Raw genomic sequence first — 25,706 nt, forward strand, 5'->3', positions numbered from 1 at the left:
GCCATCTGCTCAGCCCCCCTTCGGGGGGACGATCTGGAGGTAGATCGCCGTGAGGACCATGTTCACGAAGAACAGCAGCATGAAGGTGATGACGACGGACTGGTTGACCGCGTCGCCGACGCCCTTGGGACCGCCGCGCGGGTTGAGGCCGCGGTGGGCGGCGACGATGCCCGCGATAAAGCCGAAGATCAGGGCCTTGAGTTCGCTGATGTAGAGGTCGGGGAGCTGGGCGAGCGCGGAGAAGCTGGCGAGGTAGGCGCCGGGGGTGCCACCCTGCATGATCACGTTGAAGAAGTAGCCGCCGAGGGTGCCGACGACGGAGACCATGCCGTTCAGCAGGACGGCGACGAGCATGGTGGCCAGCACCCGGGGCACCACCAGGCGCTGGATCGGGGAGACCCCCATGACCTCCATCGCGTCCAGTTCCTCGCGGATCTTGCGGGAGCCGAGGTCGGCGCAGATCGCGGAGCCACCGGCACCGGCGATCAGGAGGGCGACGATGAGCGGGCTGGCCTGCTGGATGACGGCGAGGACGCTGGCGCCGCCGGTGAAGGACTGGGCGCCGAGCTGTTGGGTGAGCGAGCCGACCTGGAGGGCGATCACCGCGCCGAACGGGATCGAGACCAGGGCGGCGGGCAGGATGGTGACGCTGGCGACAAACCAGAACTGCTCGATGAACTCCCGCAGTTGGAAGGGGCGGCGGAAGATCGCCCGGGTGACGGCAGCGGCGAGCGCGAAGAGTTTTCCGGTCTCGCGCAGCGGCGCGAGCACCCGCAGCGGCGGGCGCGGGACCGGGACCTGTGCGGTCATCCCGATACCCCTCCCGCGGTCGGGGAGTAGCTCCGCTCGATGGCGGTACGGGCGGCCTCCGGCAGCCGGTCCATCATGCCGAGCACCCGTTCCCGGCGCCGCTGCACGGCCTGGCGCACGGGCATCCCCGGGGACGGTTCGAGCTGGGGGACCAGCGGTCGGGGGCCGAGCGGGGGCCGGTCGTCGAGCCGCTCCAGCGCGAGCGTCGCCGCGTCCTTCTCCTCCGACATGCCGATCGGGCCCTCGCGGCGGCCGCTCAGGAACTGGGCGACGACCGGTTCCTCGCTGGTGAGGAGCACCTCGCGGGGTCCGAAGGTGACGAGTTCGCGGCGGAAGAGCATTCCCATGTTGTCCGGGACGGTGGCGGCGATGTCGAGATTGTGGGTGACGATCAGCATCGTCGCGTCGATCTGCGCGTTGAGGTCGATGAGGAGCTGGGAGAGGTAGGCGGTACGGACCGGGTCGAGTCCGGAGTCGGGTTCGTCGCAGAGGATGATCTGCGGGTCCAGGACGAGCGCGCGGGCGAGTCCGGCGCGTTTGCGCATCCCGCCGGAGATCTCGCCGGGCAGTTTCCCTTCCGCGCCGACGAGTCCCACCATCTCCATCCGCTCCATCACGACGCGGCGGATGTCTGACTCCTTCTTGCGGGTGTGCTCGCGCAGCGGGAAGGCGATGTTGTCGAAGAGGGTCATCGAGCCGAAGAGCGCGCCGTCCTGGAACATCAGGCCGAAGACCTTGCGGGTCTCGTAGATGTCCCGCTCGGGGCTGTTCACCATGTCGACGCCGTCGATGAGGACCCGGCCGTGTTCGGGTTTGAGCAGCCCGATGATCGACTTGAGGAACACGGTCTTGCCCGTACCGGACGGTCCCAGCATGACGCTGACCTCTCCGGCCGGCAGGGTGAGGGACACGTCCTGCCAGATGTTCTGCTTGCCGAAGGACTTCGTCAGACCGTCGACGACGACTTCGATGCCCATCTCACCTCCCGCTGTGCCGGTGCCTGGTTCGGATGGGTGGCCGCGCGGCCCCTCGGGCCATGAAGGGGCCGCGCGACCGCCCGCGTTAGGGCAGTACCGCCGAGTGCCAGTACTGCGAGAGGATCTTGCCGTTGTCCGGGCGGACCAGGCCGGGGGCGGCGAGTCCGGCGCTGTAGGTGGAGGCGTTGTTCAGCACCAGGTTGTTGGTGCCGGCCGGCGAGGGCAGTCCGACCTTGAGGTCGATCGCGCCGTTGAGGATGCCGAGGAGGCCACAGCCGTTGGCCTTCGGCACGGCGAAGCCGCTGTCGCCCTGGCTGTTGCCGGAGAGGGCGAAGCGCAGCATGGCGCCGGCCGTGTTGGGGGTACCGTCGCCGTCGAAGCGCTGGACCGCGAGGGTGGGGTTGGTGGTGTTCTGCGGCTTCAGCACGATCGGGTCGGCGGCGGAGCCGATGTAGCACTGGGAGCCGAGGAGCGGGTTCTGTAGCCGGATGCGTACGGGCACATTGACGATCGGCTTGCCGGAGGAGAGCCCGGCGGCCAGGTTGAAGCCGGTGGGGGTGCCGGCCGACTCGACGGTGGCGGTGACCCGGTTGAGGCTGTTGTCCGTGAGCAGCTTGCAGATGGCCGTGATCACCGGGAGGTCGGCCGGGCAGGCGATGCCGAGCAGGCCGCCGGGGATCTCCGTCGGGGCGCCGACGATGGCGCCGCCGGCCGGGGGGACCACGGTGAAGGTGTGCAGTTCGGTGTTCTGTAGGACGCCGAACTGGAGGTCGTTGGCCCCGGTGTGGGCGGCGGTCTTGCCCAGCTTGATGGAGCCCGACGGGGACTGCGAGGAAACACAGGTGGCGATCACGGTCCGGCCGTCGGCGGCCCGCATCGCGGGGTTGTCGACGGGACAGCGGGTGAACGGGCCCCAGTGGCCGTTCAGCCGGGCGGTCGCGGCGGTGGTCCCGGCGTCGGACGTTGGTTCGGCGGCGCCGGCGGCGCCGGCGGCACCGGCTGGCGTGGCGGACAGGGGTATCGCCACGACGACGGCGCTCAGCGCGCCGAGGACGGCGGTGCGCGCCTTCGCGGCGGTACGGGAACGTGCGGATCTCTGCGGGAACAGTCTCATCGTCTCCCTGAATCCTTTCCGGTGCTCGGGGAGTTGCGTCGGTGGAGCGGGTCGGCGTTCCGGCCGGGGAGCGGTGGCGCGGGTCAGCGCTCCGGCTTGGGCACCTTGGCCGGCTGGAGTTCCGGGGTGCAGTAGCGGGCGTCGGGCACGGGCACGCCCGATGCGCAGGGGGCGGCCTGTACCTGTTTGAGGTAGTTCCCCGGGCCCGAGACTGACGAGGTGAAGAGGGGGTCGAGGTCCTCACCGACGCCGCAACCGGTGAACGGTGGGATGGTGACGGTGGTGCTGAGAATGCCTCCGGTGACGAGCTGGTATCCGTTGCCCGGCCCCTTCAGCTCGCCCTTGAGCACCACGTGCTTCCTGGTGTTCGCGGGATCGGGGTCGGCGGAGTACAGCGAACCGGCGGTGCGGCAGTTCGGCCCCACGTCCAGGGGCACACCGTTGACCTTGACGTCGTAGAGCCGGATCGACAGCGGCAGCCGGACCAGGGTGGTCCCGGTGAACTTGGCGAGCAGCAGGTCCGAGTCGATGGTCATGGTGTCGAGCTGCCGCAGCTCCATCCTGGCCGTGGTCGGCATGAAGCCGTAGGTCAGGAAGGTGGCGGTGGCGGGCGGCATCACCGGCTTGCCCCGGTAGTCCAGCTCACCGGTGGCGTGCTGGATGAGGTGGAGCCCGTCGGGCTTGGGGACGATCTTCTTGGACACGTCGAGGAGCTGGGCACAGGAGACCGGGATCTCGGACGCGCCGTTGAGCTTGGCGACATTGGAGTAGCCGGTGACATAGGCGACCATCGCGAACGGGTTGGCGGAGTCCCCGACGCACGGTGGTGCGGCGGCGGGGGCGCCGCCCTGCCGGGGCACCGGGGAGATGCCCAGGTGGCCGGTGCCGGGCCGGCCGGGTGCGGCGGCGCCGTCGTCCGGGCCGGGTGCCGGGGTGCTCGGCTCCGGTGACGGATTCGCGCCGCCGTCGACCCCGACGGTCGCCAGCAGGGTGTCGGTGCCGCTGTCAGGGGTGCAGTTCAGTGCGGTGACGGGGGGTTCGGTGGGCGCGCCGTCCGCCGTACGCGGGGTCAGGTCGAGGGCCAGCGCGCCGGCCCTGAGGGTGAGGTCCCCGCTGTCCCCGGCAGTGACGGTGGGCACCAGGCCGGTGGCGGTGAGCCTGAGGGCGCCGGCCGTGGGGACGGGCAGCGGCTGGGCGGCGGTGCCTTCCCAGCGGGCCTCGGCGGTGTGCTCGCCCTGCGCCACGGCGACGGTCAGCCGGGTGGCGCCGGTGACCTCGGCCGCCTTCAGGCCGGGGAGTGGGGTCCGGGTGACGTCCGGGAGGGTGATCTCGGTGGTCACTCCGGCCGCCTCGATCGATGTGCCGGTGGTGGCGGTGGTGGGGAGGGTGGCGGTGATCCGTACCGTCACGGGAAATTCTTCGTCGCCGGGGTCCGTACCGTCCCCCGGGTCCTGCCCCTCCCCAGGGCTCGGGTCGCCTCCGGGGCTCGGGTCGCCTCCGGGGCTCGGGTCGCTCTCCGAGCCGGGTCCATCGGCCGATTTCCGTGCCTTTCCGGGGTCCGCACCGCCGGGGTGCGCACCATCGGTCGGCGGCTCCCCCTCCGGCTGCTGCCCGGAGGACACGGCACAGGTGTAGGCGAGTTCGATGTCGACGCCCTGCTCGGTGTCGGCGGCCCGCGCGCCGGGGATCACTCCGGCGACGAGCACCGCGACGCCGACGACGGCGCCGCGCACGGTCGTCCGGGAACGAGCCCGCCCGGTACGGCTGTACGACACTGCGCACGCTCCCTTCGCTCGGACGGCGGGCCGCACGGCGGAGTGCTGGGCAGCTCCGCCGCGCGACCCCGGATCACCGGAGATCGTTCAGTGGGTCACGTTCCGACGATCCTCGGGGAGCCGGTGGCGCCTGCGGGGGCACGCACCTTGTAGGCGGCGCTGAAGGTCGGGTGATCGCCGTTGGCGGTGATGCCGGCGCAGCCCGGACTGGCGTTGGAGACGGTGAGCTGCCGGGCCGCCGTGCTGGACACGGTCAGGATGCCGGTGGAGTTGCGGTAGGTGATGTGGACACTGCCGGTGACCTTGAAGCTGCAGGTCAGCACCGTGAGGTTGGCGTTGACGCCACCGATGAAGCCGGTGGTGGTGCCGGTGGCGGCGGCGTAGGAGACACCGTTCAGCTTCCAGGGCGGGGTGGTGATGGCGACCGGGGACACGGGGCCCACCGGGCTGTCACAGGGGTTGGCCGCGGTGCCGAAGGCGGCGGACGAGATGTTGCCGACGTGCCCGGGGTTGCCGGTGGCGTTGAAGAGCGTGCCGCCCGCGGTGGCGGTCGGGCAGGTGAGCGGTATCCCGTTCAGGTCCAGCACCGTGTTGGTCGACAGCGCCGAGAACGTCGGCGAGGCCGGGGTGACGGTCCAGGTGGTGGCGGCGGCCGAGGCCGGTCCGCCGGCGAGGCCGAGGGCGGCGGTCGCTCCAATGGCGACCAGCGCGGCTCTTCCGAGAGGCTTACGCACGGGGATTCCTCCGATTCGTCAGTGAGATGCATTGCTTGCGCGGACGCGTTCCACAGCCGTGATGGGGGAGAGCGTGGAGCGCGACCTGTGAATCCTGTTCAGCGGTCGGTTGTCAGGATTCGGCCACGCACGATCTGTGACGGTGCGAGACGTTACTTGCGGGAAACATCGCGCACAATCCCGCTGTTCAAGATTGTCTGCACGGGAATTTTTCCTCGTCCCGGAGTACGGAGTTCGCCGCAGCGAATTATCAAAAGGTGCGCGTTTCCGGGGTCGATCGGGGGCTTGCGCCCGCGCGCGACCGACGCCCCCTGTCACCCTCCGAGTGCTCCACGGTCCGAACATTCGTTCCTCACCAGGGGCTTCGAACCCGCCAGAGATGCATCCGCCGACCGGACCCGCTCCCCCGCACCCACCCGACCCGGCCAGAGCGGAATCCGACCCACCGGTCAGAAGTGGCCGAAAAACAATAGGTGGAGGTATCCGAAAAGACCCGCCTTCTGGGTGTCCGCCGCATTTCCCCAACCGGAGAAAGCACCCCACGGAGAGCGGTTTCCTGCCCACATGATCTTTCGCCGCCCAAGTGGTGTTCACTTCCCCACCAGTGCTCTATGTTCAGCCTGCCGAGGGGAGGCGGACATGCCGAGAACAGTGAATCCGTCGGAGGCCGGAGAGTCGCTGGGGCCACTGCCGCAGGAGTTCGCCGCCATCATCCGACCGGAACTGCCCAGCCTGATACGCGAGATCGGGATCGAGATCACCCGCGCCTACCCCGAGTACGCGCGACTGCTCGACGGCCCGTTCGGGCACGGCATCCGGGTGGGCGTCGAACAGAGCATCCACGTCTTCGTCGACCAGGTCGCCGAGCCCTCGGCGCCCTCGGCCTTACGTGACGAGATGTGCCGGAGATTCGGGCGGTACGAGGCGTACGAGGGCCGCACCCTCGACGCCCTACAGGGCGCCTACCGGCTCGGCGCCCGGATCGCGCTGCGCCGGGCCAAGAAGGTGGGCCGCAGCTACAACCTCTCCCCCACCATGATGCTGACCTTCGCCGACGCGCTCTTCGCGTACGTGGACGAGTTGGAGGCGCTCTCCCGCGAGGGCTATCTGGAGGTGCGGTCCCGCTCCGGGGAGCAGAACGAACTCCTCCGGCGCCGGCTGCTGCACCTCCTGCTGACCGGCCCGCCGGTGCCCCGAACCGCCATCACGGAGCTGTCGGAGCAGACCGCCTGGCCGCTGCCCGAGCAGGTCACCCTGGTCGCGCTGCGCGCCCCCGCCGTACTGGACCGGGCGGATCTGGACCCCGACGTCCTCGCCGACCTCGGCGATCCGCAACCGCACTTACTGATACCGGGGCCGGTGAACGCGGCCCGGCGTCGGATGCTGGACAGCGCGCTCTTCGGCAACCGGGCGGCGGTGGGCCTGACGGTCCCCTCCGCGAGCGCGCACGACTCCATCCGCTGGGCCCGGCGCACCCTGGAGCTGGTGGACACCGGCGTCGTGCCGGACGGTCCGCTGATCTTCGCGGACGACCATCTGGTGTCGCTCTGGCTGCTCGCCGACACGGGACTGCTCGACCGGCTCGGGGAGCGCGCGCTCGCCCCTCTCGGCGATCTGACCCCCTCCCGGCGCGACCGACTCGTCGACACCCTGCGGATCTGGCTGGACACCCGGGGCACGGCGGCCCAGATGGGCGAGCTGCTCGATGTCCATCCGCAGACCGTCCGCTACCGGATGCGCAATCTGGACGCCATCCTCGGCGATCAACTCGTGGACGCGGAGCGGAGGTTCGCCCTCGAGGTCGTGCTGCGCGCGCGGGGACTGCGGGCGGGCACGGGGGCCACGCCACCGGAGTAGGCCCCCGCCGGGGGGGCCGCCCCCCGGGGACACGGGCGGCCGGGGAGGTCGGGAGCACCAGGGCGTCAGCTCAACTCCCAGGGCCCCGACACCACAGACCCAGGCGCCACGAACCCCGGGGCCACAGGCTCCGATGCGACAGACCCCCGGTCCCTTCAGGAGTAGAGCGCCGCCACGTCGTCCGCGTACGCCGCCATCACCTCCCGGCGCTTGACCTTCAGCGACGGGGTGAGCAGCCCGTTCTCCTCGGTGAACTCCCCCGCCAGCAGCCGGAACCGGCGGATCGACTCGGCACGGGAGACGGCCTCGTTGGCGTGGTCGACCGCGCGCTGGACATCGGCGATCAACTCCGGATCGTCGCGGAGCCCGGCGAGCGGGGTGTCCCCGGGGCGCCCGCGCACCGTGAGCCAGTGCCTCATCGCCTCGGGTTCCAGGGTCACCAGCGCGGCGACATAGGGCCGGTTGTCGCCGACGACCAGACACTGGCCGACGGGCGGCCGGCTGCGCAGCCGGTCCTCCAGGACGGCGGGCGAGACGTTCTTGCCCCCGGAGGTGACCAGGATGTCCTTCTTCCGCCCGGTGATCGTCAGATAGCCGTCCGCGTCCAGACTGCCGAGGTCACCGGTGGCGAACCAGTCGCCGTCGAGCGCCGCCCGGGTGGCGGTGGGTTCGTTCCAGTACGAGCCGAACACGATGCCGCCCTTGACCAGGACCTCACCGTCGGCGGCGATCCGTACCGAGGTGCCGGGCACGGGGCGGCCCACGGTGCCCGGACGGGGTGCGAGGGGCGGGTTGATGGTGGCCGCCGCGCTGGTCTCGGTGAGCCCGTACCCCTCGTAGATCATGACTCCGGCGGCGTAGAAGAAGAGGGTCAGCCGCCGGTCCAGCGGTGATCCCCCGCTGATGGCGTAGTGGAGCCGGCCGCCGAGTTCCTGCCGGACGCGACGGTAGACCAGCAGGTCGTAGAGGGCGTGCGCGGCGGTGAGCCGGATGCCGGGCCCCTTGCGGGGGCGCCCGGGTCCGGGGTGGAGTGCGCGGGCGAGATGGGCCTCGGCGAACCGTACGGCGATCCGGTCGGCACGCTCGAAGGAGGCGCCCCGGCCCAGCCGTTCGGCGGTGGCCCGGCCGGTGTCATGGATCTTCTCGAAGAGATAGGGCACGCCGACCAGGAAGGTGGGCCGGAAGCGCCGCAGCTCCGGGCGGAGTTCGGTGGGTTTCACACTCGGCCAGTGGCCGAGTTCGATCCGGGCCGTCAGACAGGCGATCTGGATCGTCCGGCCCAAGATGTGGGCGAGCGGCAGGAAGAGCAGGGTGGTGGCGGTCCGGCCGGTGGCCGCACGGAACACCGGATGGAGGAGTTCCACCGTGTTCGCGGCTTCGGCGTGCAGATTGGCGTGGGTGAGGACACAGCCCTTCGGCCGGCCGGTGGTGCCGGAGGTGTAGCAGACGGTGGCGATCGATTCGGGGGTGAGGGCGGCCCGCCGCCCGGTCACCACGGCATCGTCCACCCCCTCGCCGAGGGCGGTCAGTTCGTCCAGCGCGCCGTCGTCCAGGCTCCATACCCGGGGCGGCCTGAGCAGCCCCGCCATGGCCACCGCCGCCGTGCCCGCCAGTGCCTCGTTCTCCACGATCAATTGGGTGGCGCCGGAGTCGGCGAGGATCCAGCCGATCTGGTCGGCCGACGAGGTCGGGTAGATCGGCACGCTCTGGCCACCGGCCGCCCAGACGGCGAAGTCGAGGACGGTCCATTCGTACCGGGTACGGGACATGATGGCGACCCGGCCCCCGGCTTCGAGGCCGGCGGCGATCAATCCCTTGGCGACGGAGGTCACTTGGCGGGCGAATTGGGCGGCGGTGACGGGCCGCCACTCCCCGTCCGCACCCCGGCGCCGCAGGACCACGGATGCGGGATGGCGCTCGGCATTCGCGTAAGGTATGTCGCCGGTGCTGCCGGACGCGGGCCGCGCGAGCCGCGCGGCGCGCGCCTCTCGTACGACACCGTTGTCCCCGATCACCTCGACCGGGGCGCGTGCGGCGAGGTCGCCGTGGCGTTTCGCCCTCTTCAGATCCTTGCGTACGCCCATGGTCGGCTCCTGTTCGCGGCGCGTGGGGGGAGTTGACGGGACTCGGCAGCGCTCATTACTCGGGAGTCAACTTACTCACGCGTAGCAAGAAATCAATGGGCCCTACGAAGCCCGGCCGGGTCCCCCGGACGGGGAGCAGAAGAGAAGGAACCGCACCGTGAACACCTCACCTCTCGTCCCCGTACCGATCCCCGACCGGGTGGCCGCGCTGATCGGCTCCTGTATGCCGGTCCATGTCCTGCGGGCCGAGATCGAGGCGGAGTGCGCCGTGCGGGAGATGCGGCGGTTCCGGGGTCCGCTCTGCGCCGAGGACCGGGCCGACCGGGAGCACGCGCTCGCCGTCCTGGCCCGCGCCAACAAGGTGCTGGCCGCCTACAATCCCCGGCTGATGGTCTCGGCCCGGCGCGGGCACTGAGCCTGGTCCCCCTCGCCGGCCGGCCGGGACCCTGAAGCCACGGCCTAACTCGGGCGGACGCCCCCACATGCGGCTGACCTGCGGCGGTGTGACGCTGCCAGAGTGACGACCGCGAGCGACACCGCCAGCCCCACCCCCGCCGCACCTCCGATGCTCGACGTACGGCAGCGGAACATCGTCTTCGGCACGATCATGCTCGGTGTGCTGCTGGCCGCGCTGGACCAGACGATCGTCGGCACCGCGCTGCCGACGATCGTCTCGGAGCTGGGCGGCGGCGCCCACATGTCCTGGGTCGTCACCGCTTATCTCCTCACCGAGACCATCGCCACCGTCCTGGTCGGCAAATTCGGCGATCTCTTCGGCCGCAAACTGATCTTCCAGATCTCGGCGATCATCTTCATCACCGGCTCGTTCCTGTGCGGCCTGGCGACCAATATGACGCTCCTCATCCTCTGGCGGGGGTTGCAGGGCATCGGCGCCGGCGGACTCATGGTCACCGCGATGGCCCTGATCGCGGACGTCGTCCCGCTGCGCGAACGCGGCAAGTACCAGGGCGCGATCGGCGGGGTCTTCGGCGTCTCCACCGTGATCGGACCGCTACTCGGCGGCCTCTTCACCGACCACTTGAGCTGGCGCTGGGCGTTCTACGTGAATGTGCCCATCGCCATCGCCGTCGTCATCGCGGCGGCCCGCACCATCCCCTCCGTACGCTCCGCCAGCCGCCCGGTCATCGACTACGCGGGCATCGCGCTGGTGGCGGTGGGCTCCAGCGCCCTGATCCTGGGCACCAGTTGGGGCGGGAACCAGTACGCCTGGGGCTCCCCGGTCGTCATCGGCCTCTTCACCGGCGGTGTCATCGCGCTCGCGCTGTTCTGCCTGGTGGAGTCGCGCGCGGCCGAGCCCATGCTGCCGATGCGGCTGTTCCGCAATCCGGTCTTCACCGTGTGCTCCGTGCTGAGCTTCATCGTGGGCTTCGCGATGCTCGGCGCGATGACGTTCCTGCCGACCTATCTCCAGTACGTGGACGGTGACTCGGCGACCGTCTCCGGCGTACGGACCCTGCCGATGGTCATCGGCCTGCTGATCGCCTCGATCTTCAGCGGCACCGCCGTCAGCAGGACCGGCCGCTACCGGATCTTCCCGATCGTCGGCTCCCTGGTGATGGCCGCGGGCCTCTATCTGCTCTCCCTGATGGGGCCGGGGACCGGCGCCTGGCTGGAGTCGCTCTACATGTTCGTGCTCGGCGTCGGCATCGGGCTCTCCATGCAGGTGCTGACCATCGCCGTCCAGAACACGGTGGACTACCCGGACCTGGGCACCGCGACCTCCGGCGTCACCTTCTTCCGCACCCTCGGCAGCGCCTTCGGCACGGCCGTGTTCGGCACCATCTACGCCAACGCCCTCACCCCCCATCTGAGCCGGGGCATCGCCGAGGCGGTCCGGGCCGGTGGCGCGGACCCGGCCGTCGTCGCGAAACTCGCCCGCAGCCCGGAGGGGCTGCGCCTGCTGCCCCCGGCCCAGCGGGAACCCATCGTCCAGGCGTACGCCGACACCCTGCACACGGTCTTCCTCTGGACCGTGCCGGTGGCCCTGCTCGGGCTGCTGGTCTCCTTCTTCCTGAAACAGGTCACGCTCCGTGACACCGTCCGGGTCGCCTCCGCCGATATGGGGGACGGGTTCTCACAGCCCACCTCGGGCGACTCGGCCAAACTGCTGGAAGGGTCGGTCTCCAGGATCATCACGCGGATGGGACCGGACTCCGCGCGCCGGATCGTCACCGGGTCCGACACCCGGCTCGACATCGCCGGCGCATGGGCGGTGACCCAGGTCGAGCTGATGACCCGGCTGGTCGGCCACGCGAGCCTGGGACTGATCGCGGCCCGCCACCGGCTGCCGCCCGAGGTGCTGGTGCCGGTGTTCGCCCGCATGGTGGACGAGGGGTATCTGAGCCGGGAGGGCAACTACTTCTCCCACACCGCGGCGGGGCGACGGGAGGCCGATGTGCTCGGCCGGGCCTGGGCGGAGTGGCTGGGCGGCCAGGTGGAGCGGGACACCGGCCGGCCCCCGGGGCCCGAGCTGCGCGCCGCCACCGACACGATCGCGAAACGGCTGCTGGCGGAGGACCTGCCGTCGGCGCTGCGCGGGACCCCCGCCAGCAGCCGGTAGGACGATCAACCCGGCCGGTGGCGCGGCACTGAGCGGATGCCCCGGGCCGGTGGCGGGTCACCGGCCGGGGCAGGGCCACCCGTGGGCCATCACTCGGTGAAATCACCGTCCACGTACACCCACGCACCGTGCTCGCGCTCGAACCGGCTGCGCTCACACAGCTCACCGCGCTGACCGTGGTGCCGGTAGCGGGCCCGGAAGGTGACGGTGCCGTGGGCGTGGAAGGGGCTGCCGTCGCCGGTCTCGGTGATCTCCAGCCCGCTCCACTGCATCGCGGGGTCGAGTTCCAGCCGCGCGGGCCGGGTCGCGGAGTGCCAGGTGCGCAGCAGATACGCCGCGTCCTGGGCGACGAAGGCGCTGTAGCGGGAGCGCATCAGCAACTCGGCGGTGGGCGCGGCGGCCTCACCCGTGTGGAAGCGGCCACAGCACTGACCGTAGCTGGCGGGCAGGCCACAGGGACAGGGCGCCTCGGTGGTGAGCGCGGGGGCGGGGGTGCGGCGGGAGCGGGAGCTGCGTGCGGCCATGGGGCCATTTTCCCGCGGGGTGGGGGGCCGGGGCGACCGGGGGTGGCTTCGCCCCGGTCAGGCGGGGTCGACGACGGTCGGACGGCGACGACCAGGCGGACGCACGCGGTCAGTGGGGCCCCGGCCGGACAGACCGGGGACAGCGGTCGGACCAGGCAGTGGACAGACCACGGCCGTCGCACAGACCGGGGACAGCGGTCGGACCAGGCAGTGGACAGACCACGGCCGTCGCACAGACCGGGGACAGCGGTCGGACCAGGCGGTGGACGGACCACGGCCGTCGGACAGACCGGGGCGGTGGACGGCACGGCCGTCGGACAGACCGGGGCGGTGGGCGGCACGGCCGTCGGACAGACGGACGGACGCGGTCAGCAGGCGCCCCCGCCACACCGGCCGGGGACGGCGTGCGGCACGGCCGTCGAACAGACCACGGCCACCGGGGGGCAGACCGGGGGCGGTGGCACCGGTCGTGCCGGGCTGCTGCTCAGCCGGGACCGGGCGGCGGAGCGGGCGGGCCCGGGAGCGGCTCGGTGGCGAAAGCGCGGGCACGGGCGTAGACCTCGGGCCGGACCCGGGTCAGCTCGGTCGCCGACAGATCCGGCAGCAGTTCGCCGATGAGCGCGGCGAGCAGCAGCCGGGACGGACCGGAGCTGCGCCACCGGGGCGCCAGCTCCAGCAGCCTGCCCAGGCCCACCTGGGCCAGCCGGTCCACGGTGTGGCGCGCGGACGCGAGCAGCGCGGGCCGCACGCCGTGCACGTCCAGCGCCGTCAGGGCCACCTTGAGTCTCGCCTCCAGACCCACCGTGTCGATCGAGTCGATCGAGCACCGCTCCGAGGACCGGAGCAGCTCGACCACCGCGTCGGCCGGGAGCCGCTCGACGTCCTGGCGCAGTTGCCGGAGCAGCAGCCGGTGTGTCTTCGCCCCCATCAGGAGTGGGTCGCATTCGACGAAGGCGAGGCAGTCCCGGTACCGGTCGAGGAGTTCCTCCTCCGGCACGCCCAGCCCGCTCCCCAGCCACAGGGAGCTGAGGGCGTGGGCGAGCGAGCCGGCCGTACCGCGCGGTGTCCCCAGGAAGGTGGTGACGGACTGCGCCATTCGCTCGAAGAAGGGCTCGACGGCGTGCAGCACGAGGGCGTCGTCACCGCCGCCCGCCACCGTCATCTGGTGGCGGATCCCTTCCGGGGTGGTGTGCGCCCAGTTGACCGGGCCGCTGTGGGCCCCGGTGAACCGCTGGTCGAGGAGCCAGTTGGGGTCCACCGGCTCCTCCAGGTCCTGGTCCGTCGTGGGGACGATATGGAGGTCGCGGCGCCCCTGGTACCAGATCTGCCGCAGGCGGAACACGGCGGTGAAGTCGTTCCACTCCTCGCCGGTGAGGGCCGACCGCCAGAGCAGCACCTGCCGGTGCCAGACCGCCGCCGGCTGCTCCGCATCGGGGAACAGCCGCCCCGCCCGCACTCCCCCGCCGACGACGAGGACCAGCAGCAGCAGATTGGCCGCGTAGACGCCGTGCCGCGCCGCGGTGGCCCGGCGGTCCGGCCGGTACTCCGCGAACGCGTGCTCGGTGCGGTCGCCGTGGTCGGCGAGCACCCCGATCAGCAGCCCGGTGAGCCGTTCCCGGTCCGCCGCGTCGAGCCGGGTGAGCCGGGCGCCGACGAAACGGAGGATCTGCCGGGACGAGAGGGGGGCGTACGAGAGCAGGACGTACAGCAGGTCGTCATCGACCCGGGACCGTCCGACGGCGAGCGCGGGCCGCTGCTGGAGCAGCTTCTCCAGCAGGTGCGCCACCAGCCGGGCGGCCAGGTACTCGCCGAACGTGGCGTGCAGGAATTCATAGGTCGACAGTTCCTGATCGGCCCGGATCGCCTGGGCCCGCTGGACGAAGAAGAACCGGCCGAGCGCGATCTCGCCCTGTCCCAGCGGTGCCCGGAAGCCGTCCTGTACGGGGTCGGGGCGGCCCAGCAGCGCGGCGAGGTCCCGTTCCGTCTCGGCCGAGGTGATCCACTGACGGCGGCGGTTGAACATCCCGAAGGAGATCAGGGAGAGCCGTTGCAGCTCCTGTTCGGCGTGCTCCCCGAGCTGACGGTCGGAACCCGTCCGGTCTGATTTTCCGACCTCGCGCAGGGCGAACGACGACAGCAGTTCCTCGTACAGCTCCGCCTCGCCGAGCGGAACACCGCGGTCGGCTCCGCGCTGGAGCGCGTTGCCCGTGCCGTCGTAGAGGGCGAGCATCAGCAGCAGCAGCGGCTGGGAGGCGAGGTCGGCGTGGTGCGCCGCCACGGCGGCGGACAGCGGGCGCAGTCCGCGTCCGGCGAGATGGGAGGCGTTGATGCGGTTCCACAGGTCGAGCCAGCGTTCGATCTGCCGCCGGGTGAAGGGTTCGAGCCGCAGCGCCACCGAACCCTCCGGGTAACGGGCCCGGTCGGCCACCGCCGTACGACTGGTCACCAGGGCGAACACGGGGCGCCCCTGGTCGGCCTCGCGCTCCTGGAAGCGGGCCACCCGGGTCAGGAAGTCGGACTGGCTGACGCCGGTGGCCTGGAGGAGTTCGTCGAATCCGTCGAAGAGGAGTACGGGGACGGCGCCCGCCGCCGCCCGGATCAGCTCGGGCCAGTGGACGCGCTCCCCGGTGACCGCCCGGACGGAGTGCTCGACCTGGTCCTGGATGTCGATATCGGCGGGGACCTCCCGCAGGACGATCCGTACGGGCAGATAGCCCGCGCGGGGCAGCCTGGCCGCGAGGATCTTGGTGAGGACCGACTTCCCGGCGCCGGGCTGGCCGAGGACGACCAGGGGCGCGGTGGTCGACGCGGTGGTGGTGAGCACACCGGCGAGGTACTCGGTGAGGTCGGACCGTACGGGTGCGGAGTGCCACCAGCCCTCGGCGGCCGGGCCGTGGGGGCCGCCGATCACTTCGCGGACCCGGAAGTCGGGGTCGACGTACCCCTCGTCGAGGGTGGGTAGCCGGGTGCCCGGCGGGGCCTCGCTCGCGGCGAGGATGGGCCGGGGCAGGGCGGCCCGGTAGCCGGTGACAAGGGAGTCGGCCACCTCGCGCGGGGGGTTCGGGGTGCTCAGTCCGGCGAGGGCGGTCTCGACTCCGGTGAGGGCCTGGCGCACGGTGACCCGGGTGGCCTGGTGTTCGATCTGCCCGGACCAGAATCCGAACTCGGGCACCTCCTGGGCGAGTCGCGCGTACATCTCGTGGTAGCTCTCCACGGCGAGCGGGCCCAGCGACTCGACCAGCACGCCACGCGCCAGGCTCTGTTCGCCCTCGCTCAGCCGCTCCCAGAGGGACAGGAAGGAGACGAAGACCGTCAGCCGTCTGGTCACCGACGCGAACCACGGGACGAGTTCGCGCTGTACGTGCTCGTAGGGCAGATGCGGCGCGGGCTGTGGCACCTCGGCGCAGAGCAGCCTGGCCAGGAAGCCGGGGCCGACGGTCTCGCTGCCGGCGATCCTGATCTGCTCGTCCCGCGTCAGCTCCAGCTCGGCCAGGTGGAAGGGGAGTTCGACCTCCCCCAGCGCGTCGAAGTACGCCGTGATCACCAGCACCGTGTGCGCCGCCGCGATCCGCTCCGTACGCGTCGCCCGGTCGACCCCGCCCAGGCTCTCCCGGAGGCCCGTCGTCAGATCGCGCCCCAGCCGCAGCACCCGGCCCCGCGCGTCGAAGACGCTGAGCACCACATCGCTGACGCCGCCGGTCGCCATCGACAGCACCCCGCCGAGCGCCTCGTCGGCCGCCGTGAGGCCCGCGCCGTCCCCCGTCAGAATCGTCACCGCGTCCTGGTAGCTGAGCAGTCGCCGTCCCCGCACCGCACATCCCCTCAGCCGTCCCCGCCGTCCCCGCCGTCCCCGCCGTCCTCGTCCGGTGTACCACGCGGGTCACCGGGCCCGGGGGGCTTCCCGCGCGGACAGGACCTACGGCGACGCGGGGCGGGTGAAGCGGACCGCCGCCGCCGTGGCGACGAACTCCGGGTCCGAGCCGAGCGCGTGTTCCGCGACCCGGGAGACGACAGCGGCCGGAAGGTCGTCCAGACCGTAGGTGGCGTGCGCGTCATGGGGCAGGATCACCGCGAACCCGTGCTCCATCGCCCCGTGCGCCGTCGCGCTCACACACATCTCCGAGAGCATTCCGGCGATCACCAGCCGTCGTACGCCTCGCTGTTCCAGCAGCTCGCCGAGGCCGGTCCCGGCGAATCCGTCGTCGTCCTCCTTGCCGACGAGATACTCGTCGGGCGAGTCCACGACGGGGAAGTACAGCTCCTGGCCCGGGGAGCCGGGGGCGTCCACCGCGTCGGGCTCCCCGTCGTTCCGCAGGTGCACGACCACCGCGCCCGCTTCCCGGGCCGCCGCCAGCAGGCCGGCCAGCCGGTCGATCAGCCTGGCCGCGTCCGGGACCGCCTCGGCCCCGGTCAGGAATCCGTGCTGCGCGTCCACCAGGACGAGCGCGTCGGCAGGCGCCGTCGCGGCCGCCCGCCGGGGGACGGAGAACCAGACCCCGTCCCGTACGAACCCGCCCGCCACACCGTCAGGACCGGACATCCGCCACCGCCTTCGAAAGATCGACCGTCTCACGGTAATGCGGACCGCGCATCCGGCGTCCACCGGGAAACCCCGCGCGCACAGCCGTCCGGTCCTGTCGGGAGTGACGGGAGTGGCAACTTCCGTGCCTTTACGTCCTGTTGGTCGGCGCCTACGCTCCGGCGGCATGATCTCACCCGGCTTACGACCCCGAAGAACCTCGTTACTCGCCACCGCGGGGGCGCTGATCGTCGGCTGCCTGCTGGGCACCGCTCCCGTCGCGTCGGCGGAGCAGACCGCGGGCAGGGCCGCGTCACCCTCCTCGGCCGCCACTGTCGTGCCCTTGCAGACCACCGGCCCGGCCGAGAAGCGTTTCAACATCGTCGTGATGGGCGACGGCTACACCGCCGCCGAGCTGCCCGACTTCCGCGCCGATGCCGACCGGCACCTCAATGTGCTCTGGTCGATCGAACCCTTTGCCTCCTACCGGTCCTACATCAATGTGTGGGCGGTGGAGGTGCCGTCCGCGGAGTCCGGGGTGGACTGCGATCCGGGGCTGGACTCCCCACGCCGGAACACCGCGCTCGGCATGGCCTTCTGGGCCGGCTGCAATCCGTCCGCCGTCGCCCGCGCGCTGACCGTGGACCCCGCGGCGGCGAACGCGCTCGCGGCCCTGATCCCCGGGGCGACCCCGGCGAACCGGCAGATCGTCGCGCTCGCCAACAGCACGACGTACGGCGGCACGGGCGGCACCTACGCCACCGCCTCATCGGACAACGCCATCTCCTCGCTGATCACCCCGCACGAGTTTGGGCACACCCTGGGCAACCTCCAGGACGAGTACGACTACTACGGGCGGGGTGTCCCCGGGGGCGCCTTCCAGGGCCCCGAGCCCGCATCGGCCCACCACACCGTGCTCACCGAGGAACAGATGGAGCGACAGCGCGCCAAGTGGTGGCGGTGGCTGGGCGAGAGGAGTGAGTCGGGGGGTGTGATCGGGCGGTACGAGGGTGGTCTCTACAGCACCAGGGGCGTCTGGCGCCCCAGCAAGCACTCGATCATGAAGACCTTGGGCTACGCCTTCGACCAGGTCGGTCGCGAGGTGATGGTGCGGAAGATCTCCGAGAAGGTGAATCTGGTCCAGGGGCACACCCCGAACACCGCCCCGATCGGCGACGACCGGGTGGTCTGGGTCGACACCCTCCATCCCGACGGGCCGGAACTGTCGGTGGTGTGGCGGCTCGACGGCACCCCGCTGGCGACCGCGAACGCCCGGTCGCTGGACCTGCGCGCACTGGACCTGCCGTCCGGGAACCACCGTCTGACGGCGACCGTCACCGACCCCACGCCCTTCGTCCGCGATCCGGCCGTCCGGGGATCGACGGCGCTGACCCGTACGGTGGCCTGGACGGTGGCGACCGATGTCACCACCGTCCCGTCCCGGGTCCCGGCCGCCTTCACCACCCATACGGACACCCGGACCCCGGTGGCTGCCGACGCCGTGGTGCACGCCGACACCACCCGGCCCGACGACGGCACCCCGGTCGTTCGCTGGTTTCTGGACGGCGAACCGGTCGCCAATCCCGGCAACGACCGCGATCTCGACCTCGGTTCGCTCCCGGCGGGCCGGGGCACGCGTCTCCTCACGGCTCGGATCGCCGGTACGGACGCGGCACTGAGCTGGACCGTCGACGCGACCCCGGCGACCACCCGGTACACCCTGTCGACGCCGCTGCGCGTCGTGCAGCGGCCCGGCGCACCGGTGGAGTACGTCTACGACGGGCCCTTCACCATGGGACTCGACGCCACCGACGACCGGGCGGGCCATCTGGTGACCCAGTTCCGGGTCGACGGCGACGGCTGGCAGACCTACTACGGCTGGCCGACCGACGCCTCAGCGCCCTACCGCTTCACTCCGGGAGGCACCGTCATCGAGGGCCTCGTCTACGGAAAACTCGGAGTGAGCCGGGCGGTGCCGTGGGACGACGCGACTCCCGACTACGGAAAGCACACGATCGAGTACCGAACGATTGACGCAGCGGGTAATGTATCGCCTGCGAGGAAGTTCATCGCGACCCTTGTACCGCCACGCCCGGCGACCGGCTGAGCCACAAGCCACAGCCATGCCCTTCAAGGCCCTGACCGGCCGAGTCCCCGCCGTGACATGACGACGGCGTGCGGGGGTATGCCCGCACGCCGTTTTCGGAGCAGTCTCGGAGTAGAGATCTGGCTGGTTAAGTGCTCGATGGAGTTCATAGCAACGGGACCCGACGCGGTCAGGTCAGCAGGAAGTCCGCCTTCCCGGACTTCGCCCCGTGGATGAAGGCGGCGATCTCGCCCGGCGTGTAGATGAGCGCGGGCCCCGCCGGATCAGCGGACTGACGGATCGCGACCCTGCCGTCCGCGAGCTTCATCGTCTCGAAGCAGTTGCCGCCGTTGCCGCCGCTCCACGGCTTGTGCCAGCCCACCTCACCCAGTTCGGTGGCCGGCATTCCGTTGTATATGTGTGCCATTCACAGCTCCTTGCGGAGATCCCAGAGGATCTCCTTCGTGCGTTGTGCAGTCGCGGCCTGGGCCGCCATGCGGTCCAGGACCTCCAGATGCGAGGCGACCTCGGGCCGTGCGTCGAGATACACGGCCCCGGTCAGATACTCGCTGTAGACCATGTCCGGGAGCTCGGGGACGGCGAACCGGAACAGCACGAACGGCCCGTAGGTGCCGGGGTGGTGTCCGGACGCGAACTCCGCGATCTGCAAGGTGACATGAGGTAGCTGGGCGCCTTCGAGAAGCCGGTCGATCTGACCCCTCATGACGTCCCTGCCACCGACGGGCCTGCGGAAGACCGTCTCGTCCATGATCACCCATAGTTTGGGCGCGTCGGGCCGGGTGAGCAACGCCTGCCGCTGCATACGCAGGGCCACATGGCGCTCTATGTCATCGGGATCGGTCTGTCCGACCGCGCCACTGAGCATGATCGCTCGGGCGTACCCCTCCGTCTGTAGCAGACCGGGCACGAAGTGCGGCTCGTAGGCGCGGATGAGGCTCGCCGCGCCCTCCAGGCTGACGTACATGCTGAACCAGCCCGGCAGCACATCGTGGAACCGCTGCCACCAGCCGGGTTTATTGGCCTCCTCGGCCAGCTCGATGAAGCCACGGGCCTCGTCGTCACCGATCCCGTACGCGCCGAGCAGGAGCTGGACGTACGGGATCTTCAACGCGACCTCGGCGGTCTCCATCCGGCGAATGGTGCCCGCGGCCACGCGAAGAACCTTGGCGGCTTCCTCACGCTTCAGCCCGGCGCGCTCCCGCAGATCCTGCAGGCGCTTACCGAGGACGACCTGCCCCACCGTGGGGGCGGACCGCGGTTCACTCACTTCGAGTCCTCCCCACGTGCTGTTGCGAGCAGTGTGCCACGCGCCCGCATCGATGAATATGCCCACTCTGGAAATTTCAGAGTGACCCTTGCCAAGTTGTACGTTCCAGCGCGACAGTGGTCGGGTGAACCGTGACGCGCTCCACGCCCCACTCCTGGACCCGTGCTCGGGGGTCGACCACTACAGGTACGGCTTCGAGCTACCGGCGCGCGTCGAGTACGTCTCCAGAGCACGAAAGCTCGCCCGTGACCAGCTCCGTAGCTGGGGCATAGGCGGCGACGTCCACGACACGGCGATGCTGGTGGTCTCCGAGCTGGTCACCAACGCCGTCGTACACAGCGGCAGCCATCTGGTCTCCTGCGAGCTGCTGAATGCCGTTCAACACCTGAGGATCAGCGTGCGCGACCAGGGCTGTGCTCCCACCGGTCCCCGTGTCTGCCACACCATGGCGGCGGAGGAGCGCGGGCGCGGGCTGCTGCTGGTCGAGGCGGTCGCGAGCGCCTGGGGAGCGCACGCGACCCACCAGGGCGCCGGCCGGATCGTCTGGGCGGAGCTGGCCCACCCGGACATCCCGCACCAGACGGGCGCGGAGCGACCGGGCCCCCGGGGTCCGGAGCGGCCGTGCTGAGGAATCCGGCGGCACTCGTCACCTGGAGTGACCGCCCGAGCGAGGGGAGCGGGCTGGTCCGGCTCACCCCCCCGCACCCGATCGTCCCGACGCTGGGCTGCGACGCCGTGGGCGTGCCGGCCCGGCACGGCTTCCGGCTGCTGGGTCGGCTGCCGCGCACCGGCTGTGTCTTCGCCGACACGGACTGGTGGTGGTGGATCGTCCCGGCCGGCTCCGATCAGGAGCTGACCTGGCCCCTTCCGTCCCACTACGCCAAAGGAGCGTATGTACCGGCCAACAATCCCCAGCTGATCCGCTGGCCCGACGGCAGCAGTCCGTACACGCCGCCGATTCCGCTCTATCTGATGGCCTGCCAACTGACCGGGACCGCTCCGCTCTGGCGGGTCGGCGTCGGCGGGCTCGCCTGACAGCCACTCACCGCCACCATCGAGACTCTCGCTCCCGGCCGCCTGACCCGGGACGGGACGGATAGTCTGCCGAACATGTCAGAAGTCGATACGAGCCCGGAACGGCAGGGGCTCTCACCGCGTCAGGCACGCCGTGTCCGCGTCGTTCTCTCCACGGTCATCATGGTCGCGGTGGGTCTGACGCTGGCGCTCCGGCTGGGCAGCACGCACTCGGTCCTGACGATGGCCTTCTACGGCATCGCGTTGATCCTCTCGGGCAGCGCGCTCGTACTGAGCCAGCAGGGACGCACGAGGGTGGCCACGGCGGTCCTGGGCACGGGCGTCGCGCTCGCGGTCGCCGCCGAATGGGCCGTCGTGCCGATGCGCTGAGCGTCCCACCCGGCTGGGGGGACCGCGGCGACAGCACCAGGAGCACGGCTCCGTCCGGAGGCCGCGAGGCACCACGGGGCACACAGAGCACACGGGGGAAATGAGGGGGGAAGGGGGAAACCGGGCCCTCGTACGGGGAAGGCGAGGGTCCGGTCGGGGGAAGGTCGGCGCCGTGGTTGGGGCCACGGCGCCGACTACCCGCGTCTGTCCGGGCCGGTTTTCCGGCCCGCCCGGCATATGAACCGTTCACCGCACACCCGTCACCGCACACCCGTCACCGCACACCCGGGGTCGCGCACCCGGGGTCGACCGCGTGACGTGGACCGCATGAGGTGAACCGCCCCGGGGCTTCGGTACCGCGTGACCGCGTGACACGGACCGCGGTGAGTCACCACCGGTCGAACCTGCCCCCGCCGCCCCGCACGCCACGGATTATTGCCCGCGTATTGCATACGTGTGACAACACCGGATTGACCCTTCCACGTTCGAATTCTCGGTCGTTACGTTGCCAACGGGAGGGAATCCGGGGACCGGGGGGACTCCGTGGGACTCCGGAGCCCGGCCGACGGCATCCAGAACGCGAGGAAAAAACATGTCTGTGATCGACGAATACCTGGCCAACAACGAAACGTACGCGGCCTCCTTCGCGGGGCCGCTCGCGCTCCCCCCGGCCCGCCGGCTGGCGGTCGTCGCCTGCATGGACGCCCGGTTGGACATCTTCTCGATCCTCGGGCTCAGGGAGGGCGACGCCCATGTCATCCGGAACGCGGGCGGTGTCGTCTCGGAGGACGTGATCCGTTCCCTGACCATCAGTCAGCGTCTCCTCGGCACCACGCGCATCGCCCTCATCCATCACACGGACTGCGGAATGCTCACCTTCACCGACGACGAATTCAAACGACAGATCGAAGACGAGACGGGAATTCGTCCGTCATGGGCCCCGGAGGCATTCCCGGAGTTGGACGAAGACGTCCGTCAATCCATCCGCCGCATCCGGGCCAATCCGCATGTCCCGCACACCGGATCCATTCGCGGATTCGTCTTCGACGTCGCGACCGGTCGCCTCAACGAAGTGAAGTGACCCCCTCCGGTCCGGGAGGCCGACGGGAGAGCTGAGCCCTCACCGCCGCCCGGGACGAGCCCACCCACCTCCACCACCCAACGCCCGTACCCTCATCCGAAGGAAGCGCATATGAGCCAGCCCATCGACTCGGTCACGGCGGGTCACACCCCGGACGAACCCACCGCCCCCCGGGAGGGCTGGTCCTTCGAGACCCAGCAGGTCCACGCGGGCACCGCGCCCGACCCGACCACCGGTGCGCGGGCGGTGCCGATCTACCAGACCACGTCATTCGTCTTCCGGGACACCCAGCACGCCGCCGACCTCTTCTCGCTCGCGGAGCCGGGAAACATCTACACCCGGATCCACAACCCCACCCAGGACGCCTTCGAGCAGCGGGTGGCCGCGCTGGAGGGCGGTGTGGCGGCGGTCGCGCTCTCCTCCGGCCAGGCGGCCGAGACCCTGGCCATCCTGACCCTCGCCAGCGCCGGTGACCATCTCGTCTCCAGCACTTCCCTGTACGGCGGGACGTACAACCTCTTCCGTCACACCCTGCCCAAGTTCGGCATCGAGGTGTCGTTCGTCGACGACCCCGACGACCTGGACGCGTGGCGCGACGCCATCCGCCCCAACACCAAGGCGCTGTTCGCCGAGACACTCGGCAATCCGCGCGGCAACGTCCTCGACGTACGGGGGGTCGCGGACACCGCGCACGCCGCCGGCGTCCCGCTGATCGTGGACAACACCGTGCCCACCCCGTATCTGCTGCGGCCCATCGAGCACGGCGCCGACATCGTCGTCCACTCGGCGACCAAGTTCCTCGGCGGACACGGGACCACCGTCGCCGGTGTCGTCGTGGACGGCGGCACCTTCGACTTCGGCGCGCACTCCGAACGGTTCCCCGACTTCTCCGAGCCCGACCCCAGCTACCACGGCCTCCGCTACTGGCCCGACCTCGGCCCGAGCGCCTTCGCCATCAAGCTCCGGGTCCAACTGCTCCGGGACATCGGCCCAGCCATCGCGCCCCACTCCGCCTTCCTGCTGCTCCAGGGCATCGAGACGCTCAGCCTGCGCATCGAACGGCACTCCGCCAACGCGCTCGCCCTCGCCGAATGGCTGGAACAGCGCGACGAGGTCGCCGCCGTCCACTACCCCGGGCTGCCCGGGAACCGCTGGCACGAGGCCGCGCGCCGCTATCTGCCCCGCGGGGCGGGCGCCGTCCTCGCCTTCGAGCTGCGGGACGGGGTGGAGGCGGGCAAGCGGTTCGTCGACGGCGTCGAGCTGTTCAGCCACCTGGCCAACATCGGCGACGTCCGCAGCCTGATCATCCATCCGGCCTCCACCACGCACAGCCAACTCGACCCCGAGCAGCTCGCCGCCACCGGCACCTCCCCCGGCCTGGTCCGGCTCTCGGTCGGCATCGAGAACGTCGTCGACCTCAAGGCCGATCTCGACGCCGGTTTCCGCGCGGCCAAGGGCGCCTCCTGAACGCCCCGACCGAAGCCGCCCGGCGCTCCGCCCTCCTGCCGCCCGCCACCGGCGCGTGGCAGGAGGGCGACCCGGCGGGCGGGCGCCGGTGGGTCGAGCTGCGCGAACCGCTGCCGCTGGAGGCGGGCGGCGAACTCCCGGGCGTACGGATGGCGTACGAGACCTGGGGGCGCCCGGCGGCGGACGGCTCCAACGCCGTCCTCGTCCTGCACGCCCTGACCGGTGACAGCCATGTCACCGGTCCTCCGGGGCCCGGACATCCCACCCCCGGCTGGTGGGACGGGCTGATCGGCCCCGGCCGGGCGCTGGACACCGACCGCTGGTTCGTGGTCGCGCCCAATGTGCTCGGCGGCTGCCAGGGCACCACCGGCCCCTCCTCGTACCGGACCGAGGGACAGCGGTGGGGCGGCGCCTTCCCCTATCTGACCACCCGGGACCAGACGGCGGCCGAGGCCGCACTCGCCGATCTGCTCGGTATCGAGCGCTGGGCGCTGGTGGTCGGCGGCTCGATGGGCGGGATGCGGGCGCTGGAGTGGGCGGTGAGCAGCCCGGCGCGGGTCGACGCGCTGCTGCTGCTCGCCAGCACCGCCGCCGCCAGCGCGGAGCAGATCGCCTGGTCCGGGATACAGCTCCGGGCCATCCGGACGGATCCGAACTGGCGCGGCGGTGACTACCACGACGCCGGCCCCGGGCGGGGGCCGCACGAGGGGTTGGGGCTGGCCCGGCGGCTCGCCCATGTGACGTACCGCAGCGAGGCCGAACTCGACACCCGCTTCCGGCGCGCACCCCAGGGGTCGGAGGACCCGTGGCGCGGTGGTCGTTATCAGGTGGAGTCCTATCTCGACCACCATGCGGCCAAGCTGGTGCGGCGTTTCGACGCGGGCAGCTATGTGGTGCTGACCGAGGCGATGAACGGCCATGACATCGGTCGGGGCCGGGGCGGCACGACGGCCGCGTTGCGTCGGGTCGGCGCCCGGACGCTGGTGGCCGGGGTCGACTCCGACCGTCTCTATCCCCTGGCGCAGCAGCGGCGGCTCGCGGCGGGCATTCCCGGCGCCGACCGGGTGCGGGTGGTGGAGTCCCCGTACGGGCACGACGGGTTCCTCATCGAGACGGAGCAGGTCGCGGCGCTCGTGGCGGAGCTGGTCGGAGGGTAGTACGGCGACGGACCGTGGGCGGGGGCCCCGGGGGCCACCCGTCGGCCCCGGCCCCAGGTCCGCGCCTGGGGCCCCGCGCTCAGGGCTCGGGGCTTCGGCGCGGCCCGCGCCACCCAAAAGGTGCACAAGGTCCCATAAGTCGTGAACTCCCCCTTACGGGCAATTCCCCATTTCATTCATGAAATCATCCGGCGGATCATTTCCATCGGATAACAAGAGCATTCGTGACGGGAGTCACTCCTCCTCGT

General features: G+C 71.1%; 21 protein-coding genes. 10 read left to right on the forward strand and 11 right to left on the reverse strand.

What is annotated here, in order from left to right; genetic code table 11:
• Window positions 1-9: 9 nt before the first annotated feature.
• The 5 genes from ACH4S7_RS15165 to ACH4S7_RS15185 all read right to left on the reverse strand — a co-directional run bounded on the left by ACH4S7_RS15165 (window position 10) and on the right by ACH4S7_RS15185 (window position 5,410).
• Complete coding sequence (locus ACH4S7_RS15165; protein ID WP_398521609.1) at window positions 10-810, reverse strand: MlaE family ABC transporter permease; 801 nt, start codon at window positions 808-810, stop codon at window positions 10-12.
• Complete coding sequence (locus tag ACH4S7_RS15170) at window positions 807-1,787, reverse strand: ABC transporter ATP-binding protein (RefSeq protein ID WP_398521610.1); 981 nt, start codon at window positions 1,785-1,787, stop codon at window positions 807-809. The genes ACH4S7_RS15165 and ACH4S7_RS15170 overlap by 4 nt, the downstream gene beginning before the upstream one ends.
• Window positions 1,788-1,872: 85 nt before the next feature.
• Complete coding sequence (locus ACH4S7_RS15175; protein ID WP_398521611.1) at window positions 1,873-2,901, reverse strand: hypothetical protein; 1,029 nt, start codon at window positions 2,899-2,901, stop codon at window positions 1,873-1,875.
• 83 nt (window positions 2,902-2,984) lie between these two features.
• Window positions 2,985-4,676 carry a DUF6801 domain-containing protein gene (locus ACH4S7_RS15180; RefSeq protein ID WP_398521612.1) on the reverse strand — a complete coding sequence of 564 codons (1,692 nt, stop codon included), beginning with the start codon at window positions 4,674-4,676 and terminating at the stop codon, window positions 2,985-2,987.
• A 95-nt stretch (window positions 4,677-4,771) separates the two neighbouring features.
• Window positions 4,772-5,410, reverse strand: coding sequence for a hypothetical protein (locus ACH4S7_RS15185; protein ID WP_398521613.1), 639 nt, complete (start codon window positions 5,408-5,410; stop codon window positions 4,772-4,774).
• A gap of 639 nt (window positions 5,411-6,049) precedes the next feature.
• On the opposite strand from ACH4S7_RS15185, the gene ACH4S7_RS15190 reads away from it, so the two are divergent.
• Window positions 6,050-7,267: a helix-turn-helix domain-containing protein gene (locus ACH4S7_RS15190; protein ID WP_398521614.1), complete on the forward strand. Its 1,218-nt coding sequence runs from the start codon at window positions 6,050-6,052 to the stop codon at window positions 7,265-7,267.
• Window positions 7,268-7,422: 155 nt separating this feature from the next.
• On the opposite strand, the gene ACH4S7_RS15195 is transcribed toward ACH4S7_RS15190, so the two are convergent.
• Window positions 7,423-9,351 (reverse strand): AMP-dependent synthetase/ligase, encoded by a 1,929-nt coding sequence (locus ACH4S7_RS15195; RefSeq protein ID WP_398521615.1) that lies wholly within the window; start codon window positions 9,349-9,351, stop codon window positions 7,423-7,425.
• Window positions 9,352-9,508: 157 nt separating this feature from the next.
• Here ACH4S7_RS15195 and ACH4S7_RS15200 point away from each other — a divergent pair, with 157 nt between their 5' ends.
• Both ACH4S7_RS15200 and ACH4S7_RS15205 read left to right on the forward strand, forming a co-directional pair.
• On the forward strand, window positions 9,509-9,766 hold the full coding sequence (locus tag ACH4S7_RS15200) for a hypothetical protein (RefSeq protein WP_398521616.1): 258 nt from the start codon (window positions 9,509-9,511) through the stop codon (window positions 9,764-9,766).
• A 102-nt stretch (window positions 9,767-9,868) separates the two neighbouring features.
• Window positions 9,869-11,932, forward strand: coding sequence for an MDR family MFS transporter (locus ACH4S7_RS15205; protein ID WP_398521617.1), 2,064 nt, complete (start codon window positions 9,869-9,871; stop codon window positions 11,930-11,932).
• An 89-nt stretch (window positions 11,933-12,021) separates the two neighbouring features.
• Here the strand turns inward: ACH4S7_RS15205 and ACH4S7_RS15210 are convergent, their stop codons facing one another.
• From ACH4S7_RS15210 to ACH4S7_RS15220, 3 genes are all read right to left on the reverse strand, one after another.
• Complete coding sequence (locus tag ACH4S7_RS15210; RefSeq protein ID WP_398521618.1) at window positions 12,022-12,456, reverse strand: YchJ family protein; 435 nt, start codon at window positions 12,454-12,456, stop codon at window positions 12,022-12,024.
• 484 nt (window positions 12,457-12,940) lie between these two features.
• Window positions 12,941-16,267 (reverse strand): NACHT domain-containing protein, encoded by a 3,327-nt coding sequence (locus tag ACH4S7_RS15215; protein ID WP_398521619.1) that lies wholly within the window; start codon window positions 16,265-16,267, stop codon window positions 12,941-12,943.
• Between the two features lie 105 nt (window positions 16,268-16,372).
• On the reverse strand, window positions 16,373-16,996 hold the full coding sequence (locus ACH4S7_RS15220) for an isochorismatase family protein (RefSeq protein WP_398521620.1): 624 nt from the start codon (window positions 16,994-16,996) through the stop codon (window positions 16,373-16,375).
• 166 nt (window positions 16,997-17,162) lie between these two features.
• Between ACH4S7_RS15220 and ACH4S7_RS15225 the strand changes: the two genes are divergently transcribed.
• Window positions 17,163-19,082 carry a M64 family metallopeptidase gene (locus tag ACH4S7_RS15225; RefSeq protein ID WP_398521621.1) on the forward strand — a complete coding sequence of 640 codons (1,920 nt, stop codon included), beginning with the start codon at window positions 17,163-17,165 and terminating at the stop codon, window positions 19,080-19,082.
• Between the two features lie 169 nt (window positions 19,083-19,251).
• Here ACH4S7_RS15225 and ACH4S7_RS15230 read toward each other — a convergent pair whose 3' ends face one another.
• Window positions 19,252-19,488: a DUF397 domain-containing protein gene (locus tag ACH4S7_RS15230; RefSeq protein WP_398521622.1), complete on the reverse strand. Its 237-nt coding sequence runs from the start codon at window positions 19,486-19,488 to the stop codon at window positions 19,252-19,254.
• Window positions 19,489-20,349, reverse strand: a complete 861-nt coding sequence (locus tag ACH4S7_RS15235; protein ID WP_398521623.1) for a helix-turn-helix domain-containing protein — start codon at window positions 20,347-20,349, stop codon at window positions 19,489-19,491. It abuts the gene before it with no gap.
• A gap of 124 nt (window positions 20,350-20,473) precedes the next feature.
• On the opposite strand from ACH4S7_RS15235, the gene ACH4S7_RS15240 reads away from it, so the two are divergent.
• The 6 genes from ACH4S7_RS15240 (at window position 20,474) to ACH4S7_RS15265 (ending at window position 25,458) form a co-directional block, all read left to right on the forward strand.
• Entirely contained in the window at window positions 20,474-20,977 is a 504-nt protein-coding gene (locus tag ACH4S7_RS15240; protein ID WP_398521624.1) for an ATP-binding protein, read from the forward strand.
• A complete protein-coding gene (locus ACH4S7_RS15245; RefSeq protein WP_398521625.1) occupies window positions 20,971-21,384 on the forward strand; it encodes a hypothetical protein in 414 nt (137 codons plus the stop codon). Before ACH4S7_RS15240 ends, ACH4S7_RS15245 begins: the two co-directional genes overlap by 7 nt.
• 75 nt (window positions 21,385-21,459) lie before the next feature.
• Entirely contained in the window at window positions 21,460-21,753 is a 294-nt protein-coding gene (locus tag ACH4S7_RS15250; RefSeq protein ID WP_398521626.1) for a hypothetical protein, read from the forward strand.
• Window positions 21,754-22,345: 592 nt separating this feature from the next.
• Window positions 22,346-22,834, forward strand: coding sequence for a beta-class carbonic anhydrase (locus ACH4S7_RS15255; RefSeq protein WP_398521627.1), 489 nt, complete (start codon window positions 22,346-22,348; stop codon window positions 22,832-22,834).
• A 111-nt stretch (window positions 22,835-22,945) separates the two neighbouring features.
• Complete coding sequence (locus ACH4S7_RS15260; protein ID WP_398521628.1) at window positions 22,946-24,301, forward strand: bifunctional o-acetylhomoserine/o-acetylserine sulfhydrylase; 1,356 nt, start codon at window positions 22,946-22,948, stop codon at window positions 24,299-24,301.
• Window positions 24,298-25,458 (forward strand): homoserine O-acetyltransferase, encoded by a 1,161-nt coding sequence (locus tag ACH4S7_RS15265; RefSeq protein WP_398521885.1) that lies wholly within the window; start codon window positions 24,298-24,300, stop codon window positions 25,456-25,458. Before ACH4S7_RS15260 ends, ACH4S7_RS15265 begins: the two co-directional genes overlap by 4 nt.
• Window positions 25,459-25,706: the final 248 nt, after the last annotated feature.

It is taken from the genome of Streptomyces sp. NPDC020965 (genome assembly GCF_044333555.1).
Taxonomy (GTDB): domain Bacteria; phylum Actinomycetota; class Actinomycetes; order Streptomycetales; family Streptomycetaceae; genus Streptomyces.

What these genes read in the sequence shown, in the direction of transcription:
- ACH4S7_RS15165 (WP_398521609.1), bottom strand. Translation starts at nt 810, where the DNA reads ATGACCGCACAGGTCCCGGTCCCGCGCCCGCCGCTGCGGGTGCTCGCG.
- ACH4S7_RS15170 (WP_398521610.1), bottom strand. Translation starts at nt 1,787, where the DNA reads ATGGGCATCGAAGTCGTCGTCGACGGTCTGACGAAGTCCTTCGGCAAG.
- ACH4S7_RS15175 (WP_398521611.1), bottom strand. Translation starts at nt 2,901, where the DNA reads ATGAGACTGTTCCCGCAGAGATCCGCACGTTCCCGTACCGCCGCGAAG.
- ACH4S7_RS15190 (WP_398521614.1), top strand. Translation starts at nt 6,050, where the DNA reads ATGCCGAGAACAGTGAATCCGTCGGAGGCCGGAGAGTCGCTGGGGCCA.
- ACH4S7_RS15195 (WP_398521615.1), bottom strand. Translation starts at nt 9,351, where the DNA reads ATGGGCGTACGCAAGGATCTGAAGAGGGCGAAACGCCACGGCGACCTC.
- ACH4S7_RS15210 (WP_398521618.1), bottom strand. Translation starts at nt 12,456, where the DNA reads ATGGCCGCACGCAGCTCCCGCTCCCGCCGCACCCCCGCCCCCGCGCTC.
- ACH4S7_RS15220 (WP_398521620.1), bottom strand. Translation starts at nt 16,996, where the DNA reads ATGTCCGGTCCTGACGGTGTGGCGGGCGGGTTCGTACGGGACGGGGTC.
- ACH4S7_RS15225 (WP_398521621.1), top strand. Translation starts at nt 17,163, where the DNA reads ATGATCTCACCCGGCTTACGACCCCGAAGAACCTCGTTACTCGCCACC.
- ACH4S7_RS15230 (WP_398521622.1), bottom strand. Translation starts at nt 19,488, where the DNA reads ATGGCACACATATACAACGGAATGCCGGCCACCGAACTGGGTGAGGTG.
- ACH4S7_RS15250 (WP_398521626.1), top strand. Translation starts at nt 21,460, where the DNA reads ATGTCAGAAGTCGATACGAGCCCGGAACGGCAGGGGCTCTCACCGCGT.
- ACH4S7_RS15255 (WP_398521627.1), top strand. Translation starts at nt 22,346, where the DNA reads ATGTCTGTGATCGACGAATACCTGGCCAACAACGAAACGTACGCGGCC.
- ACH4S7_RS15260 (WP_398521628.1), top strand. Translation starts at nt 22,946, where the DNA reads ATGAGCCAGCCCATCGACTCGGTCACGGCGGGTCACACCCCGGACGAA.